This is a genomic window from Grimontia sp. AD028, assembly GCF_000973155.1.
GTDB classification, from domain to species: domain Bacteria; phylum Pseudomonadota; class Gammaproteobacteria; order Enterobacterales; family Vibrionaceae; genus Enterovibrio; species Enterovibrio indicus.
In genome coordinates this window covers 40,266-56,722 of the sequence record NZ_LASY01000054.1, presented here as the reverse complement: position 1 = coordinate 56,722, position 16,457 = coordinate 40,266, and the positions used below count along the sequence as shown (strand labels likewise).

10 protein-coding genes are annotated in these 16,457 nt (G+C 47.5%); 5 read left to right on the top strand and 5 right to left on the bottom strand.

Annotation, left to right across the window (positions count from 1 at the left end; translation table 11 throughout):
* Positions 1-121: 121 nt before the first annotated feature.
* From RN22_RS12330 to RN22_RS12320, 3 genes are all read left to right on the top strand, one after another.
* Positions 122-3,064, top strand: coding sequence for a methyl-accepting chemotaxis protein (locus RN22_RS12330; protein ID WP_197076292.1), 2,943 nt, complete (start codon positions 122-124; stop codon positions 3,062-3,064).
* Positions 3,065-3,158: 94 nt separating this feature from the next.
* Positions 3,159-4,838: an Hsp70 family protein gene (locus RN22_RS12325; protein ID WP_046304644.1), complete on the top strand. Its 1,680-nt coding sequence runs from the start codon at positions 3,159-3,161 to the stop codon at positions 4,836-4,838.
* Between the two features lie 273 nt (positions 4,839-5,111).
* Positions 5,112-5,648 carry a hypothetical protein gene (locus tag RN22_RS12320; RefSeq protein ID WP_046304642.1) on the top strand — a complete coding sequence of 179 codons (537 nt, stop codon included), beginning with the start codon at positions 5,112-5,114 and terminating at the stop codon, positions 5,646-5,648.
* 114 nt (positions 5,649-5,762) lie between these two features.
* Here RN22_RS12320 and RN22_RS12315 read toward each other — a convergent pair whose 3' ends face one another.
* From RN22_RS12315 to RN22_RS12295, 5 genes are all read right to left on the bottom strand, one after another.
* On the bottom strand, positions 5,763-8,552 hold the full coding sequence (locus RN22_RS12315) for a hypothetical protein (protein WP_046304640.1): 2,790 nt from the start codon (positions 8,550-8,552) through the stop codon (positions 5,763-5,765).
* Complete coding sequence (locus tag RN22_RS12310; protein ID WP_052737533.1) at positions 8,549-9,328, bottom strand: DUF1266 domain-containing protein; 780 nt, start codon at positions 9,326-9,328, stop codon at positions 8,549-8,551. Before RN22_RS12310 ends, RN22_RS12315 begins: the two co-directional genes overlap by 4 nt.
* Before the next feature lie 130 nt (positions 9,329-9,458).
* Positions 9,459-10,094: a YdcF family protein gene (locus RN22_RS12305; RefSeq protein ID WP_046304635.1), complete on the bottom strand. Its 636-nt coding sequence runs from the start codon at positions 10,092-10,094 to the stop codon at positions 9,459-9,461.
* A 99-nt stretch (positions 10,095-10,193) separates the two neighbouring features.
* Positions 10,194-11,546, bottom strand: coding sequence for an AarF/ABC1/UbiB kinase family protein (locus RN22_RS12300; RefSeq protein WP_046304632.1), 1,353 nt, complete (start codon positions 11,544-11,546; stop codon positions 10,194-10,196).
* A 155-nt stretch (positions 11,547-11,701) separates the two neighbouring features.
* Positions 11,702-12,040, bottom strand: a complete 339-nt coding sequence (locus tag RN22_RS12295) for a zinc ribbon domain-containing protein YjdM (protein ID WP_197076294.1) — start codon at positions 12,038-12,040, stop codon at positions 11,702-11,704.
* 478 nt (positions 12,041-12,518) lie between these two features.
* On the opposite strand from RN22_RS12295, the gene RN22_RS12290 reads away from it, so the two are divergent.
* Positions 12,519-14,153: a methyl-accepting chemotaxis protein gene (locus tag RN22_RS12290; RefSeq protein WP_046304628.1), complete on the top strand. Its 1,635-nt coding sequence runs from the start codon at positions 12,519-12,521 to the stop codon at positions 14,151-14,153.
* A gap of 324 nt (positions 14,154-14,477) precedes the next feature.
* On the top strand, positions 14,478-16,406 hold the full coding sequence (locus RN22_RS12285) for an EAL domain-containing protein (protein ID WP_231590891.1): 1,929 nt from the start codon (positions 14,478-14,480) through the stop codon (positions 16,404-16,406).
* The last annotated feature ends 51 nt before the right edge of the window (positions 16,407-16,457 follow it).

Sequence of the window (16,457 nt, the reverse complement as noted above, 5' to 3'; positions counted from 1 at the left end):
ACACAGTAGCGGGTTTTCTTCCTACACTCTTAACAATGCGACACTGATTTGACTCGGAGGGGGGCGACCTGTGCTCGAAAATTGGAAACGACAATTTGAGGATTATGCACTCGTAAAGAAGATGACCGTCATCCTCTGTTTGATTGGTCTGGTACCCACCATCATTACAGCGTTTATCGGTCTCTACAGCTCGTCCAATTCCATCGAACAGCAGAAAAGTGAATCCCTTCAAGCCATTGCTCAGTTAAAGGCAGATTCGGTCGAGCTTTACTTTCAAAACTCCAACGCAGTATTAAAAAGCATTGCCCAAAATCCGCTGACAGTGAACGCCATTACGCCTTTTCTGGAAGCCTTTCGCGAGTATCCAGAAGAAAGCACCCAGCAAAAGATGCAAGAACTCGCAGCGTTTTATGAAGATGGCTTTGCCAAGACCTATCAATTTGAAACAGACTCGACATTAGAGACCGACGCACTGATGGAAGGCGCCAACGCGACCATGATTGCGTTGCAGCATGCCTACATTGTGAAGAATCACTACCCCATAGGACAGAAAGACCAGCTCCGTCAGGCTGGGCGTACTCCCTACGATGAAGCCCATAAGCGGTTTCATCCCACTTTCCGCCAGTACCTGAGTAACTTCGGCTTTTACGACATTTTTCTCGTGAGCCTCTCTTCCGGTGACGTGGTCTACTCCGTTTTCAAAGAGATCGACTTCGCATCCAATCTGATTGAAGGTCCTTATGCGAACTCCGGTTTGGGCGAGGTGTACCGTACACTCAAAAGCAAACTGCTTAATGGCGAGCAAGTCGACACCGTCTTTCATGACTATAGCCAGTACCTGCCATCTTACGATGCGCCAGCTGCGTTCTCAGCCACACCTGTGTATGTGAATGGCGTGCCTAAAGCCGCGCTGATTGTTCAATTGCCACTTGGGCAGATCAGCACTGTGATGAGCAAAGGCTATGGACTGGGTGCCACGGGAGAATCTTATATCGTCGGCGCTGACCGCAAACTGCGTTCAGACACCTTTCTTAGCGAAGACATGACGGTCGAATCAGCGTTTCGAGATAACAAAACCATCAATACAGTAGCGATCGAAACGGCGCTTAGCAGCCAATCTCAGGTTCCTGATACCGCGATTCATGGATTGAATTACCGCGATCACGATGTCTTTACCGTGTTCAGAAAAATACAGATTGGTGATAACGCAGATTGGGTGATCATCGTAGAACAGGATGTCAGCGAAGCCTTGGAAGCCATCACTGGCCTGCAACTTATTTATCTTGTAGTCGCACTGGTGCTTATCGCTTTGGTGCTATTTTCTGCCAAACACTTTGGCCAACTCATTGCTAGGCCGATTCAAGAGCTTTCGGCTTTTATTCTTGGTCTTCGTCAAAGCTGGCGTTTTTCTGATCGCGCCAATGTACACAGCAAAGATGAAACCGGACAGGCAGCTGAGGCGCTCAATACCATGCTGGCGTCTTTGGACACTGCCGTCGGCAGCATTTCCAACACCATGGAAGGCCTTTCTGAAGGAGACTTCTCACAGCGCGTGAACTCCGACATGGCTGGCGATTTGCAGAAACTCAAACTCAGTATCAATGAATTCGCCAGCGAAATTGAAGTCACCGTGAAAGGCATTGGTAATGTGATGGCGAAAATCGAACAAGGTGATTTCAGCTCTCAAGTGACTACTGATGCCAAAGGGCAACTCGATGTACTGAAAACACAGGTTAACAGTTCAGCCCGCGCCACTGCTGCCTTTATCAAAGACGCCAAGCTGGTAATGTCATCCCTTGAAGTCGGTGACTACAGCAAACGCATCACCACGCCTGCCGCCGGAGAGCTTGCTTCCCTTAAAGAGTCCATCAACCAATCTATTGCCAATACAGAAGGCGTCATCGTTAACATCTGCGGCGTGATGGAATCTATTAGCCAAGGGAAATTCGGACAAACGGCGTCGATTGAAGCTGAAGGTAAACTGGACGAAATGAAAACAGCGGTGAACCGCGCCTCAACCTCCATTAACGGGGTGATTGCCAATATTGTCACCGTCATGGCCCAGGTGTCAGAAGGCGATTTTTCGGCTCGATGCCAGACAGAAGGCGTCTCGGGCGATTTGCTCGAATTGGCAAACGCAGTGAATCAATCAGCAACCAACATTGACGACACCCTCGCCCACACTCAACAGATATTGGAAAAGCTATCCAAAGGTGATTTGACTGAAACCTTCGACCATAAAGTGGCTGGCGATTACCAGAAGCTGAAATCAGGCATTAACGACACCATCATTAGCCTGGCGTATATGGTGCAAGAGATTCAAACGTCTGCCTCAACCGCCACCAACAAATCAGAAGAAACCAATGCTGAGGTGTCGGATCTGAATCGTCAATTAGATGCGCAAGTCAAAGGCCTGAAAGATGTCACGCTGCGCATGGCGGCGATGCGCAGCAATATTGAAGAAACATTGGATCACGCCAAAGTCTCCGTTTCTGTATCCCAAACGGCACTGGACCACGCCCATGAGAGCGAAGTGCTGGTGAAAGAAGTGGAAGATGCGATGAAGTCCATCACGGATTCCAGCCGTAAAATGCAGGTCATCATCGAAACCATCGAAGGGATCGCCTTCCAGACCAACCTTCTTGCACTCAATGCCAGCGTAGAAGCCGCAAGAGCTGGCGAGCAAGGACGCGGATTCTCTGTGGTGGCCGGTGAAGTGAGAAATCTGGCGCAGCGCTCCGCTGACGCGGCAAAAGAGATTTCATCTTTGATTAAAGAGTCTGATAACCGTGTCGCGCTGGGTGCGGAGAAGGTGAATCTGTCCGGTGAGTTGCTATCAAAAATCACTCAATCGAATAGCGAAGTCTGTGCCAATTTTGAACGGGTGAACATCTCGATCAAAGCGCAGTTTGACCGCGTCAGGGAAGCCTCAGAAGGGGTGACTGGTGTGGGTGACAACATTCAACAATGCGCGCGTATTTTGAATCGCATCAACAGCAATATGGATGGGGTAAACGAACAGGCTGAAAACCTCAACCGTATGATTGGTCGATTTAATTATTAAAAGCCGTTGAACCTCAAGTCTCGATATCGATCATTTAAGCCGGAAAATTCTGCTGTTACCCTGTGCAGAGTAAAGATGGACATGGATGTACAGGATGACAGCTCCAAACGAATTGGCGATCGGCATTGATTTAGGCACCACCAACAGCGCGATTGCTGTTTGGCGAAATGGAAACGCTGAACTGATCCCCAATGCCCTTGGCCACTTCCTCACCCCTTCAGTTGTCAGTATCGACGACAGCGGACAGGTGTTGGTGGGTGATGCGGCGCACTCCCGTTTGGTGACCCGCCCTCAGGAAACCGCTGCTGCTTTTAAACGTTATCTTGGCTCCGACAAGCAATACCAACTCGGCAAACAGCGTTACACGCCCACTGAGCTTTGTGCCCTCATCCTGCGTTCACTCAAAGCGGATGCGGAAGCGTTTCTCGGTCATGCCATCAGCGAAGTCGTTATCTCTGTTCCCGCTTATTTCAGCGATCAACAACGCAAACAGGTTCACCTCGCTGCAGAACTGGCTGATCTGATTGCTGTTCGCCTGATCAATGAACCGACTGCTGCCTGTCTTGCATACAGCCTTCATGAATCTCATGAACGCCGCTTTTTGGTCTTCGACCTTGGTGGCGGCACTTTTGATGTCACCGTGGTAGAGCATGCTGACGGTTTTGTTGATGTGCGCGCCTCTGCCGGTGATAACCGTCTTGGCGGTGAAGACTTCACCCGAAAGCTTGCTGACTATGTCATCGATAAAGTTAAAACCGATGACAGTGATATTGCCCTGAATGACATGGCAAAGATCATCAGCGCCTGTGAAAGTGCAAAGAAAACCAACGAAGGCGACGTTGTCATTAACCTGCCGGAACCCTTTGCCCAGTCAATATCACTCACCCCATTCATGCTTGATGAAATCTGGAAAGAGACCATGCTGCGACTCTCCCAGCCACTTCGTCAGGCATTGAGCGATGCGCGTATTACACCGGAAGATATTGATGAGCTGATTTTTGTTGGCGGCGCGACGAGACTACGGCAGGTTCAACAACTCGCCACTCGTTTGATTGGACGTTTCGGTAAAATTTCCATCGATCCGGATTTGGTCGTTGCTATGGGCGCAGCCACTCAAGCGGCGTGCCGTTTGCGCGATGAAGCTGTCGAGGAAATTGTGCTGACAGATGTCTCCCCTTTCAGCCTCGGCATCGCTTCAAACCGCAATGGTCAGGTGGATGTATTCAGCCCAATCATTGAGCGCAATACCGTCATCCCTACTTCCCGTGTTGAGCGTTACTACACCACCACTGATAACCAAACAGTCGTAAGAATTGCGGTCTATCAGGGTGAGCGCTACTGGGTTCGCGAGAATATATTCATCAACGAATTTGAAGTGACCGTGCCAGAAAACAAAGCGGGCGAAGAAGCGATTGATGTGCGTTTCAGTTATGACATCAATGGTCTGTTGGAAGTGGATGTGACTGTGCTGTCGACACAGAAAACCACTCAGAAGGTCATCGACCGTACCCCTGTTGGCATGAGTGAAGAAGACAAGGCCGCCAGCCGCGAACGACTCGCCATGCTGAAAGTCCACCCCCGCGACAAACTGCCTAACATTGCAATGTCAGAAAAGCTCAACCGCCTCTACGAAGAAAAACTCGCAGAAGAACGCCAGTTGGTAGAGGAGCTTATTGTTGCCTTCACACAGGCTTTGAATAGCCAGGATGAGCGCATCATTCGCGAAGCGAGAGAGTCGGTTGATAAGCAGTTAAAGGTTCTGGGATTTAGTTGAGTGGGTGACTTTTATTCAAAATACACTCCGAGTTTCTCTCCGAGGATCTTATCTCATATTCACTATTACCGCTAAAATTATGAAATCACTCTTAAGTGTAAAGTAATTAAATCACCCAGTCTCATAATTTATCCATTGCAAATACTTTGAGATCACTTTTCACTTGAAATAAACGCTACTTGGTCAATTATCAATTAGTGCTTTACCAAATTGAAAGCTAGTAAGTTAAACCAACTAGCTCATACTTCACTACATAACGAAATGGGAAACCTAATGAAAATGTCTCTAAAAAGCATTTATTTATCTTTATTCTCTTTGGTATTAATCGCGGGATGTAGCAGTAGTCAAAAAGCGCCTTCAGTTGATACAACAGAAAAGTTTCAAATCAAAGAGATATCTCTTAAGTTAATTGAACGTGTGACTCCAGAAATTACATATCATACTGCCAATGAAATTGAAAATAGGGTTTCGAGTGATATCAAAGATCAGTTAAAAAAGGCCAACCTAATATCTTCAGACCCTACAATGAATACTTTAAAAATAACAATGACTTATCATAGAAGATTTGCAGGTGATCAAACGCCATTTCCATCTGACTCCCTAAGTTATCCTAATTTCGATTATGACATAGAAATTTATGATGGAAATGATTTGCTAACAACTATCTCTAAGAGAAACCTCACATATAGCGGGGGGTTTAAAATGAATTTAGAAGTGCTAGGCGGTTCATTAAGAAGTAAAGAAGATGAGATAGTATTTTTCAACGCTCTATCAAACACTATTATTGATAGAATTAAAAGCCTGAACTAAAAAGCGTCAAAATAGTAAGGAGAAGCTCTGACTTCGCATTTATACTTCATCAGCTTCTCCTTTTTGAATATATCCCACATTGACTCCAACTTATGCCCAATTGGTTTCCATTCTCTAATCCTTAAACCCCAACACTTTCCTCATATTGATCTCCCTTCTTGCCACCACTTTTCTATCCCAACCTCCCCGGGAGTAAAGATCATTCAGCCCATTGGCGGTCATGTAGTGGGTAATGACATTGACGAAAGCGAGGAAGACTGAGCGGAATATAATGGCCGCCAGCAAGGTGAATACGCTGTAAAACAAATATTTCTTCCTGTTGCCTTTGGTGATGATAGGACGTGAAACCTGCCAAGCTAAAAGGCTGTGGGTGATGAACAGAAAGATGACCATACCTCCCAACGTTTCTTGAGAGACGTCAAATCCCGCCATTACAGTCATTGGGAAAACAAATACCCAGGCCGCGAAGAAAACGAACGAGAGAAACTTCAACTTGGTTTTGCTGTAAGTTGCCGCCTTCTCGCCTTTCTCAGCGATGTCTTTCTCTAGCTTCTGACGATACATTTCGTCAAGGAACTCAACGGCTACGTCCGTGGTTTCCCGCTGAAGTTCAGTTTGCTTTTTACGCCTGTCTGCCAGTGCTTTGAGCGAAGCCATGTTGTATCCATCTCCCTCCAGCCCTAAGTGCAGTTGGGTGAGAAGAATGCACATGGGATAATGGAAGTCTTTCGCTTCGTCTTCTGGTGAATGTTCTTCAAACTCTTCAGGTGGCGCAAACCAAGCCCTGTTTGTGGTGATCATCGCATGAATAAACTCTGGTTTGTCGTAATGGTAGGTCTCTTTCGCCAACCCTTTTTCTTGCTTTAATCGGATAAGAGTTTGTTGTTGCCAGTCCACCACCACGTGGAAATGCGGATTTGCATCCAGATTGGCAGCAACCAGGTTCCAAAAGACAATCGCCTCGTCAAAATGCTCCTCGGCCAATAGACGGGAAAGCGCGATAGTTGCGCAAAGATCACGTGCTTTAGCCCTTTCCATTAACGTCTCGATACTCTCACTTTCGATCAGTAACGACACTTGGCTATCAACCACCAGCCGATAGACAAACTGTTCAGGGAATCGGGTAAACGCATCGATACTCTCGGGCAGATAATCATAAGGCTTGGCGGCAAAAGGCAGAATGAGCGAAATCGGCCCGCTAAGTTGCCGTTCAGGCAGTGGTGGCAAGCTATCCATTACTGGCTGCTTGAGTGCCCCGCCTGCTCCGAGGTGAGAAAAGAACATCAGCGCCCAGTCAAAAACGCCATCAAACGCGTTTTCCTGCCATACACTGGCAATCTCATACTCTGGGTTGGCACTTCGATAGAAACAGAGTGAATCAGCATAGTAAGGATACATATTGCTTTCATGGAGCTCTTCCATGACCAAGACTTCCGCTTGCTCCAACTGTCGATACCAAGTGTCAGGCAGCAAAGGATGGCGACGAATACACTCGAGCCAATCATCCTTGGATAGTGAACTTAGCTCCTCCATGGTCAGGGCTTCTTGTGAGAAGAAGGCGTCGGTTTCATAGTGCGCCAATTTTTGCTGCAGCGTTTCTGAACCACCCTGCGTTTCCATCACTTCTTTTAAGCATTGCTGCGCGAGTAGAATGGCGACACGTTCACTGCCATTTCCCAATGACCCCAATTCCTGGTTTAGCGCTTGCTTGAGCGAATTCATCCATGCCCAGCTTCCGGAATGCGCCGCCCACAGTACTTTGACGACCAACGCTAAGGATCCCTCTGCGCCAGTAAAATCGAGTCTGTGGCTAATCGCATTATTGTCATGCCCTACAAGCTGGCCACAAAGCCAGTCATACATCAGCTTTTCTGGAGCGCTTTCAGGTACCTCTAACAGTTTTCGCTCATTGCGCCAGAATACGGGCGGGAGCGGGTTCCATCGCTGACGTAAACATGCCAATACCAACGCCAATAAGCGATCTTGACTGAGAGCGGAGAAATACTGCAGATCGGCGGCCTCAGACCAGGCATTGAGTGAAAGGAATTTTTCCGTCACCGTTTCGATCGCTTTTGAGTGACCGATAAGCTTGGCTGCCTCCGCAATCACTTCCCATTGAGCGAGCGTGAGGGTTTCTGCGGGGCGTTCAAAAAGCTCAGACACCAAGGTCTCGACGACTGATGAAGACACTGTCTTTATAGCGACATGTGCTTTAAGAAGGCTGATCTGAACATCGAGCAAATTCGGCATGACAAACGTCAGCGGCTGCTGCAAGTGATAGTGCAACGCGTCCACTTGCCCACGTGACAGTGCAATATGGAGAGGACGCAAAAAGCTCAGCACAGCCCTCTGTTCCGGTGCGCTCAGTTGAGCAAGCTCTTCGAGGGAGACAGATAGGGGAAATTGTCGCCACTCATCGAGAAACTCACCCAGCTCAACTTGCTGTTGGTCTCCGTTTAACAAGAGATTCCAACTTAAACCGTGCCAAAGCACATCAATGATCGCGGGGGGCAACCAGCGGTTTGCCAACACCAGAGTCACAGCGTCGTCTGAGATCTTCTGCTGCTCATCGATTTGCAGCATCTGGCCGGTTTCTGTCCAGACTTTCCAGCTCGTCAATTCCATCCGCTTTGACGCATCTTGAAGCAGTGCTTTCAACGCGCTGATGTGCGGGTGTTCTGTCGCTGTTTCAGGGTTTTCTGGGGCGGATTCCCTGTTGGTTTCTCCATTGTCATCAGCGCCGTCTTTCAGCCATTGAAGAATATTTTCATACGCTTCGCGTACCCGCTTGAATCCTTCTGGATCGTCTTCTGGGTGATGTTGGCGAAGTTTGACGCGATACGCCTTCTTGATGACCGATTCATCTTGCGTAGGTTCAAGATCGAGGGTTTCCCACATGCTCATGACTGTGTCTCCCCTTCTTCTTCACTCAACAACGCACGGAGTGATTCCGGCTGAGGGATCACCGGCAGCGTGGTGTTCCATTCCAAAGTGGGAATGGGACAGTCTTTGTCTTGCTCAAGGCTTTGAAAGAAATTACTGAATCCGATATAGAAACCGTTATTGAGCAGGTATTTGACGTTGTCGATGTCTTCATCTTGATCGTTGATATATTCCCAATAGTTGCGACCAAAAATGAAGCTCTGACTGTATTGTTCCCAGCTTGAAAAGTGCTTTTGAATTTGAAGGCAGAAATAGTTGAGCAGGAAGGCAAATTCTTCCTGGGTGACTTTGCCCGCACTGAACCCAGCACGGGTAAGAAAAGAGCCACGGCAAAAATCCCACGCTTTAAAGCCGGCAATACCAACATGGCGGTAAGCCGCATCGAGATACCGCATTTCAGCCTTAGCGACCTCATTCTGAACACTGTCGATACGTTGTTGCCATTCATTGGCGCTCATGCAGGCGCGGCGCCCGAATTCTCCTTCCCAGACATCACCGTGAACTTCCCCCATTGCGAGACGGTGGATCATCTGGTGCCATTCACGGCGGGTTTCAATCCCCCAGCTATCAGCAAAGCTTTTTCCCCATGCTTCCAAATCGTCTGCATCGCGTTTTAAGGTGGGTAAGTCGTAGTCATATTCGCCACGGTTATAGCTAATTTGGGGAGCAGTTATCGCCAGCCACCATTGGCAATGGGGCAAGGAAAAGTCGAATGTGTAAGGAGTTTGCGCTGTCATCCTGAGCCTGCTTTTCTTAATTGCTTCATGCAATTAGCTCAGGATGACGTTTTCGGGCGTCAAAGTGTAGTGAGATGGATCAGGTTATCGGGCATTGAGCAGTTTGGCTCAGTTTAAGTGTTCCCTTGTCTCACCAAAGTCCCGCTTTCTTAATCTCGTTATAGGCAGACATAACGTCATCGGGAATCACTTGTTCAATCTGAAAGCCTTGGGCTGGGTAATCCTTAATGCGCTCGAAATCACTCACCGTGGCTTCAACAACATGGTCAAACGGGAGGTCTGCTGTCGGATATTCCAGGAACGGGATAGGAGGGGATGTACAAACAACGCTTTCCACGTCATCAGGCCACTGTTTTAGAAACGTCGCGTAAGCCCTGCGCTCCATAAAAGGCTTTTGCACCAGAATGAAACGACTGAACGTCAAGCCTTTCTTCGACAACACCTCATGTGACAGCGTCACATTTTCACCTGTATTGTTTGCTTGGTTTTCCAGCAGTATTGCCCTGTCTGGCACACCCTCATCACGCAAAATCTCGGCAAACGTTTCTGCTTCCGATTTTTCGAAAACGTCTTCAGTAAACCTGCCTCTTCCTCCGGACACCAATACGTAAGGTGCCATTCCTCTACGGTAAAGGTCGGCGGCGTGCTCAGCGACTCTCAAATCATTGCTGCACAATACAAACAGGCAGTCTGCGGGCTTAACTTCATGCCCCATAAGGTGGTAATTCCAGATGGTTTCAAGATGTTGATATAGACGTGCAGGCATTTCAGTATTCCCAGATAACGATGTATGGATACCAATACTCCTAACGCCCTTTCATTTCAAAGCAATGACACGCATTTTCTGAAATTCGGTAGCGAATGGTTAATTCGCCACCACTTTTGCAAGCTCAGACTCTGATTCCCAAGCAAACGGGGCAAACAGTTCAGGCAAATCCACACTCACACCAAGACGCGCTGCGAGCAGGTACAAACCGCCGATTTTCCGGTGGAGGAAGAGTGCATCCACGGGTGGTGTGTGCCAGTAACCTTGCTCGGTGCTCAGTGCCATGCCGGCATCATGAATGCGCTTGGCAAGATCGCTGTGGCCAAAATCATAGGGCCCGTTATGTCGCAGAGGCTCACAGGCCGTCATCACCAAATTGACCACAGCGTCTTTTTGTTCTGGGAAGATATGCTCGCTGAAAAAGCCAATTTGGGACATGGCATCCGCCACCCCTTCCGTGTCGTTGTGCATCGCTGACGTCAGCAGCTTTTGGTAACCCTGGCTTATTGTGTCTGAATACAAACGGGTTGCGCCAAAATCTAACAAGACGATTTTTCCGGTTTCGCGCTGGTACAGGTAATTGGCAAAGTTGGGATCGGTCTGAACACGTTGGAAGTGGAACACTTCGCGGAACAACAAGGTAAACAGATTCGAAACCAGCTCGGTTTTCTGCGTATCTGGCAAATCACCGAGGTTTTCAATCTGGTCGCCCTGTTCGTAACTCATGGTCAAGATCGACGATGTGGTCAATGCATCATTGATTGAAGGCACGGCGAATCGCTCATCACCTTTCAGCAACTCACCAAACACCTTGGCATGTTCGGCTTCCAGTTGATAATCCGCTTCGGCGTGAAGTTGTTTTTTAGCTTCTTCAAGCAGGCTTTTGTAATCGACTTCTTTTGGCACTAACCCTGTAAGGCGAAGCAGTGTGACGACGTTATCGACATCGCTGCTGATGCTTTTCTTCACGCCAGGGTACTGAACCTTTACCGCCCGTTCCGAACCATCGTCGTCATAAGCAAAGTGCACCTGACCAATTGACGCGGCGGCGATAGGCTTGAATTTGAAGGAAAGGAAGTGTTTCTGCCAATCAGTGCCCCACTCGCTTGCCAATACATCAGCAAGTTGCTTGGCGGGCATTGGCGCGGCGTCTGAGCGCAGTCGGGCAAGGATATCGGTGAGTTCTTTTGGTAACGCATCACCTGCATCCATACTCAACAACTGGCCGACTTTCATTGCTGCGCCACGAAGCTGCGCAAGCTGGTCGGTAATATTGGAAATGTTCTTTGGTGTCAGCAGCAGATCTTTTGCTTTCGGGCGCTTGCCTGCAATCAATTGCTTGGCACCTTCTGCCGCCATGTTGGTCGCTACTTTGGTGACTACAGAGCCAAACATACCGACTCTGCTAATTCGGTTGGTAGGCACCTTTTTACCATCGTCGTACTCAGCCACGATATGCGTCCTTTTTGTTGTTTTTCCTTGAGACCCTAAAACTAGTACGAACCGAACAGAGAATCGTTCACTGGGCATCTACAAGTTGTTTGGGTATAAACCCAAGATACAAAAAAACCGCGCTAGTGAGCGCGGTTTTTCGGGGAAGTGAGGGTTTAAACCTTCTTCACGAATTCAGACTTCAGCTTCATTGCGCCGATGCCGTCGATTTTACAATCGATATCGTGGTCACCGTCTACCAGACGGATGTTTTTCACTTTGGTACCCACTTTAACAACCAGTGACGATCCTTTCACTTTCAGGTCTTTGATCACGGTAACTGTGTCGCCGTCCTGAAGAACATTGCCGTTAGAGTCTTTAATTACCTTCGTCTCCTCTGCATCTGCAGATGCATCCTGAGACCACTCGTGACCACACTCAGGGCAAACGAACAGCGTGCCGTCTTCGTAAGTGTATTCAGAGTTACATTGTGGGCAATTTGGTAAAGACATGATTGATCACCTCGGTAAGGATGGAGAATACCAATTGGACTAAATCGTCAGTCCGATTGGTACAAAGAGGCGCTAGTCTAAACCAAACCCCTAGCTTCGCATATAGCGAAACGTGATAAGCACACACTTTTTCCGGGTTTAAGATTATTTAGCCTTTCACTTGCAACAGTTAGGTGAAAATCGAGCCACACTATTGCCTACAGCCGCATAACTGAACGATCCATTTCCTTACATTTAAATGCATCGGATCACATTTCAGAAAAATGTTAATTCGTCACAATAAATTCATTCCGGCTATGAATTTACAAGTCAAAAGCCCGCAGCCCTTTGTCTATCTAGTCAGACAGAATGCCATATTATCTCTGTGACAATTTTGCAACATATTCAGCAATTTTGACAGCAAGCAAATGTGAAACCAGTTGCTAGAATCATTTTTGATAAAGCCCATTATTTTAAACACTTAGTCTTTAGGGAGAGAGACATGAACGCCTTGTCCATCAGGCAACGTTTATCGTTGATCATCGTGATTGCCCTGCTGTCTTTGGTTTCAGTCACCACCATCTCGCTGATCATCAAAAGAGATAACATGCTCGAAGAGCGAAAAAATCAGATTCAGGTATTGGTAGAAACTGCCGAGAGTCTGGTTACCCGCCTATACCAAAAGTCCCAGACTGGCGAGATTTCGGTTGAGGAAGCACAGCAACGGGCGATCACAGCCATGGATGCGATGCGCTACGGCAGCAACGGTTATTTCATGATTTATGACATGAAGTCCACCATGGTGCACCACCCTATTGCGAGCAACCTGATCGGTAAAGATCTCACAGACCTTCAGGACGTTAACGGTGTTTACATCATTGCGGAACAAGTGAAAAAAGCCCGAAATGGCGGTGGGTTCGTTACCTATCACTGGAAGAAAGCCGGTGCCGATGAAACACCTTACCCAAAAATTGCTTACTCTCTGCCGTTCAAACCTTGGGGATGGGTGCTCAATACTGGATTGTATGTGGATGATGTTGATGCCATTTTCTTCGAGGATGTGCGCAAGATGCTGCTGATTGTGGCGGCGGTGGCTTTGGTATTAGGGGGGATTTCATTCACTATTGCCCGAAGCATCACTACACCTTTGAGTACGTTGCAGCGCCAGTTCCAGAATGCTGAGAGAAACCTGGATCTCACCGTGCGCTCACGCCTGAAAGGCAAAAACGAAATCACGGATCTTGGCCGTGCATTCAACAACCTGATGAATGCGTTTGAAGAAACGCTGACAGGGATTGCGCAAGGTGCCAACCAACTCAACAGCGAAGTGACCAAACTGGAAACCTTGTCCAATCACATCGTTGGTGCGTCTACTCAGCAATCAGAAGATACTGGGAGCATCGCGGCCTTGGTGGAAGAATTTGCCGCCAGCATCAATACCATTTCCCATGATGCTGACAAGATGAAGTCACTGTCGAATGAGAATGGTGCTCAGGCTCAGCAAGGCGCCAATACCATGCAGTTAACCATCAGCAATATGGATCAGATGTCTGAGAAATCTCAGCGTTCAAGTTCAGCAGTGGCTGAACTCGACCAGCACTCGAAAGAGATTGAAGGCATTATCAGCGTGATTAACGATGTCGCTGAACAAACCAACCTTCTTGCCTTGAATGCCGCGATTGAAGCAGCACGCGCTGGCGATCAAGGGCGTGGCTTTGCGGTTGTGGCTGATGAAGTGCGTAACCTTGCGGTTCGTACCTCCGATTCCACCAAACAAATTGCTTCAACAATTCAAGAGCTTAGAAGCGGCATTGAAACCACTGTCAGTCACATTGAAGACAGTGTCTCTGTGGTCAGCGATAATATGTCGCAAACTCACTCGGCAGAACAATCTGTGCGCGAAATGCATCAGAAATCCATGGACCTCATCAATATCATTGAAGAGGTCTCGCGCTCATTGCATGAACAAACCATCGCAAACCAGGAGTTAGCGCGCCGTATTCAGGGCATTGCTGATATGGCCGCCAATAACCATGAATCAGCGGCCGATGTTCAGGGTTCAGCCCGTGAGGTCAATGATTTGGTGGGCAAGTTCAGAAGCTCAGTGAGTCGCTTCAAGGTATCCAGCGCCATCTAACCATATAAGCCCTTTTCTCCCTGTCCGCCCACTGCCGGGCAAGAGAACGAACAAAGCCCCATTTCGGGGCTTTGTTCGTTTTTTCCTTAGGTGTCTTTAACTATACCCAAACGACCTGAAAATGCAGGATTCACGTCGTTTGGATATGAAACATGCTCTTAGTCTCTAAAGCTGCACATAAACACCACGGTCATTAGCGATACCATGAAGCAAATTTAATAACCCGGACCCAAAAATCTTTTGGTGTTACAGGGGGATAATAATCTGTCAGGAGTCTATTCAGTGCTCGCTATGCAAAGAATGTCGGCGTTGAAGATATTCGCAATGAGCTTTCGTGAAGCGGTTTTGGCCCTTCTTCCTTACATGTTTCTTCGTTCACTCTGGATTGTTTTCTATATCATCAATCAGCATATTGGGATATTGGATATAGATACCGCGGACACCCTGTCGAAAATGTTCGATCTGAGTTTCCCGCCGCTTCTCGCCATGTCTTTAGCTTCGCATTTAGCGCTTGGCTTTTCTTATGAGCGGGTCCACGCCACCATTCTCACTGTCCTGTTGTTTTTTAAGTTCTCTGGATTTGTTCAATTGGGCGAAGCCGGGTTGGAACTGACAGACAAATTTGTTTTACCGCAGGCAATCGCAATTCCCATCTTTGTCTGCGTGATGTATGTGCTGCTGAACAAGTACCTGAGAATCACCATTGATCCCAAAGGGATTTTAAACCGTTCGCTGACACGGAATGTCGACGCCACACTGCCATATATCATCGTCTATATTGTGGCGGTGCTCCTGGTACCAAAACTGCATTTGGTCTCTTTTACACCCTTTGTCGAATGGGTTGCCAGTCTCCCCATGCAGCTACAAGCCTTCTCTTACACCTTGTTTATCCACCTTTTCTGGATTACCGGTATTCACGGTGCTGCAGCCTACTACACCTTTTTCGATACGCAGTTCGTTTCGGATATATATGTTTCCAATATCCCTTTCGCTAACTTTTTCGATTTGTTCGTGGTCTATGGCGGCGCTGGCAGTACATGGTCACTTATTCTGGCGTTGTTGCTGTTTTCTAAAAGCTCGCATGGCCGTGCGGTGGCGAAAATTTCCATTCCATTTGCAGTCCTGAATATCAATGAAATCCTGCTTTTTGGTTTACCGGTGATTTATAACCCTGCCCTTGCCATTCCTTTTGTGCTTGTCCCTTTGGTCAATCATGTACTGGCCTACACTTTTCTCTCGTTCATACCAGTAGAAATCCTTAGCGAGCCCATTTCCTGGGTCACACCCATATTTATGAATGCCTGGCTAATAACAGGTGGGGATGTGATTGCTGTTTTACTACAGATCGCTCTAATCACTCTGGGAGTCGCCATTTACCGCCCCTTTATCAAACATTTTGAAGACAAGAGTAATGAAGGGGTGAGAGACGCATTAATCCGGAAGTTGCGCCTTAACTCAAATGTACTCTCGTCTTCTGATGTACTGCTAAGCGAAGCGCAACTCAACTTTGACAAAAAACTCGATAAAGTTAATGCCCACATGAAACAACTGATTGAGGGGGAATTGGTCTTGTTCTATCAACCTCAATACAACCTGAAAACGGGTCAATTGATCGGTATGGAAGCCTTACTTCGGCTGAAAAAAGGTGACCGTTTTTATGGACCTTCATTTTTGGAAGACTTCAACGATGCTGGATTAAGTCTACCTATCGACCGCTGGGTGCTTGATCAACTCAGTTTCGACTTACAAGACTGGCAGGAAAGAGGAATGTTGACACACAAAGTCAGCATGAACATGACAGTAGACGCACTTTTAGACCGGGACTATATCAACTTATTCATTACACATTTGAAAGGCTTGCCCGTCGTGGTTGAGCTGACTGAGTCCAGCTATATTCAGAACCAAAGCAAAGCACAGAACATCATTAACCGATTAAGAAAAGAAGGGTTCAGCGTGGCCATTGACGACTTTGGTTCGGGTTATTCCAGCCTCTCAATGCTGGCGAACCTCAATGCCGATTTCGTTAAGTTGGACCGCCAATTTCTGGAAAATACTTCGAGCGAATCGGGGCAAGTACTTTACCGTCACATCAGTCAGGCATTGGAGGAAATGCACTATACGGTCATTGCAGAAGGCGTCGAAAACGATACAGAAATTTCCCTGGTGTCAGAATGCAATATCGATATCGCTCAAGGGTATTATTATCACCAGGCACTGAGTAAATCAGATATTGAAAAGCTATTTTATCGATAACTCTAGTGCATTGATCATGGTACGAGGGATTTCCGCAAGCAAATAACAGAA

Coding starts and splice junctions, on each gene's coding strand:
- RN22_RS12330 (WP_197076292.1), top strand. CDS start 122: ATGACCGTCATCCTCTGTTTGATTGGTCTGGTACCCACCATCATTACA.
- RN22_RS12325 (WP_046304644.1), top strand. CDS start 3,159: ATGACAGCTCCAAACGAATTGGCGATCGGCATTGATTTAGGCACCACC.
- RN22_RS12320 (WP_046304642.1), top strand. CDS start 5,112: ATGAAAATGTCTCTAAAAAGCATTTATTTATCTTTATTCTCTTTGGTA.
- RN22_RS12315 (WP_046304640.1), bottom strand. CDS start 8,552: ATGAGCATGTGGGAAACCCTCGATCTTGAACCTACGCAAGATGAATCG.
- RN22_RS12310 (WP_052737533.1), bottom strand. CDS start 9,328: ATGACAGCGCAAACTCCTTACACATTCGACTTTTCCTTGCCCCATTGC.
- RN22_RS12305 (WP_046304635.1), bottom strand. CDS start 10,094: ATGCCTGCACGTCTATATCAACATCTTGAAACCATCTGGAATTACCAC.
- RN22_RS12290 (WP_046304628.1), top strand. CDS start 12,519: ATGAACGCCTTGTCCATCAGGCAACGTTTATCGTTGATCATCGTGATT.
- RN22_RS12285 (WP_231590891.1), top strand. CDS start 14,478: ATGAGCTTTCGTGAAGCGGTTTTGGCCCTTCTTCCTTACATGTTTCTT.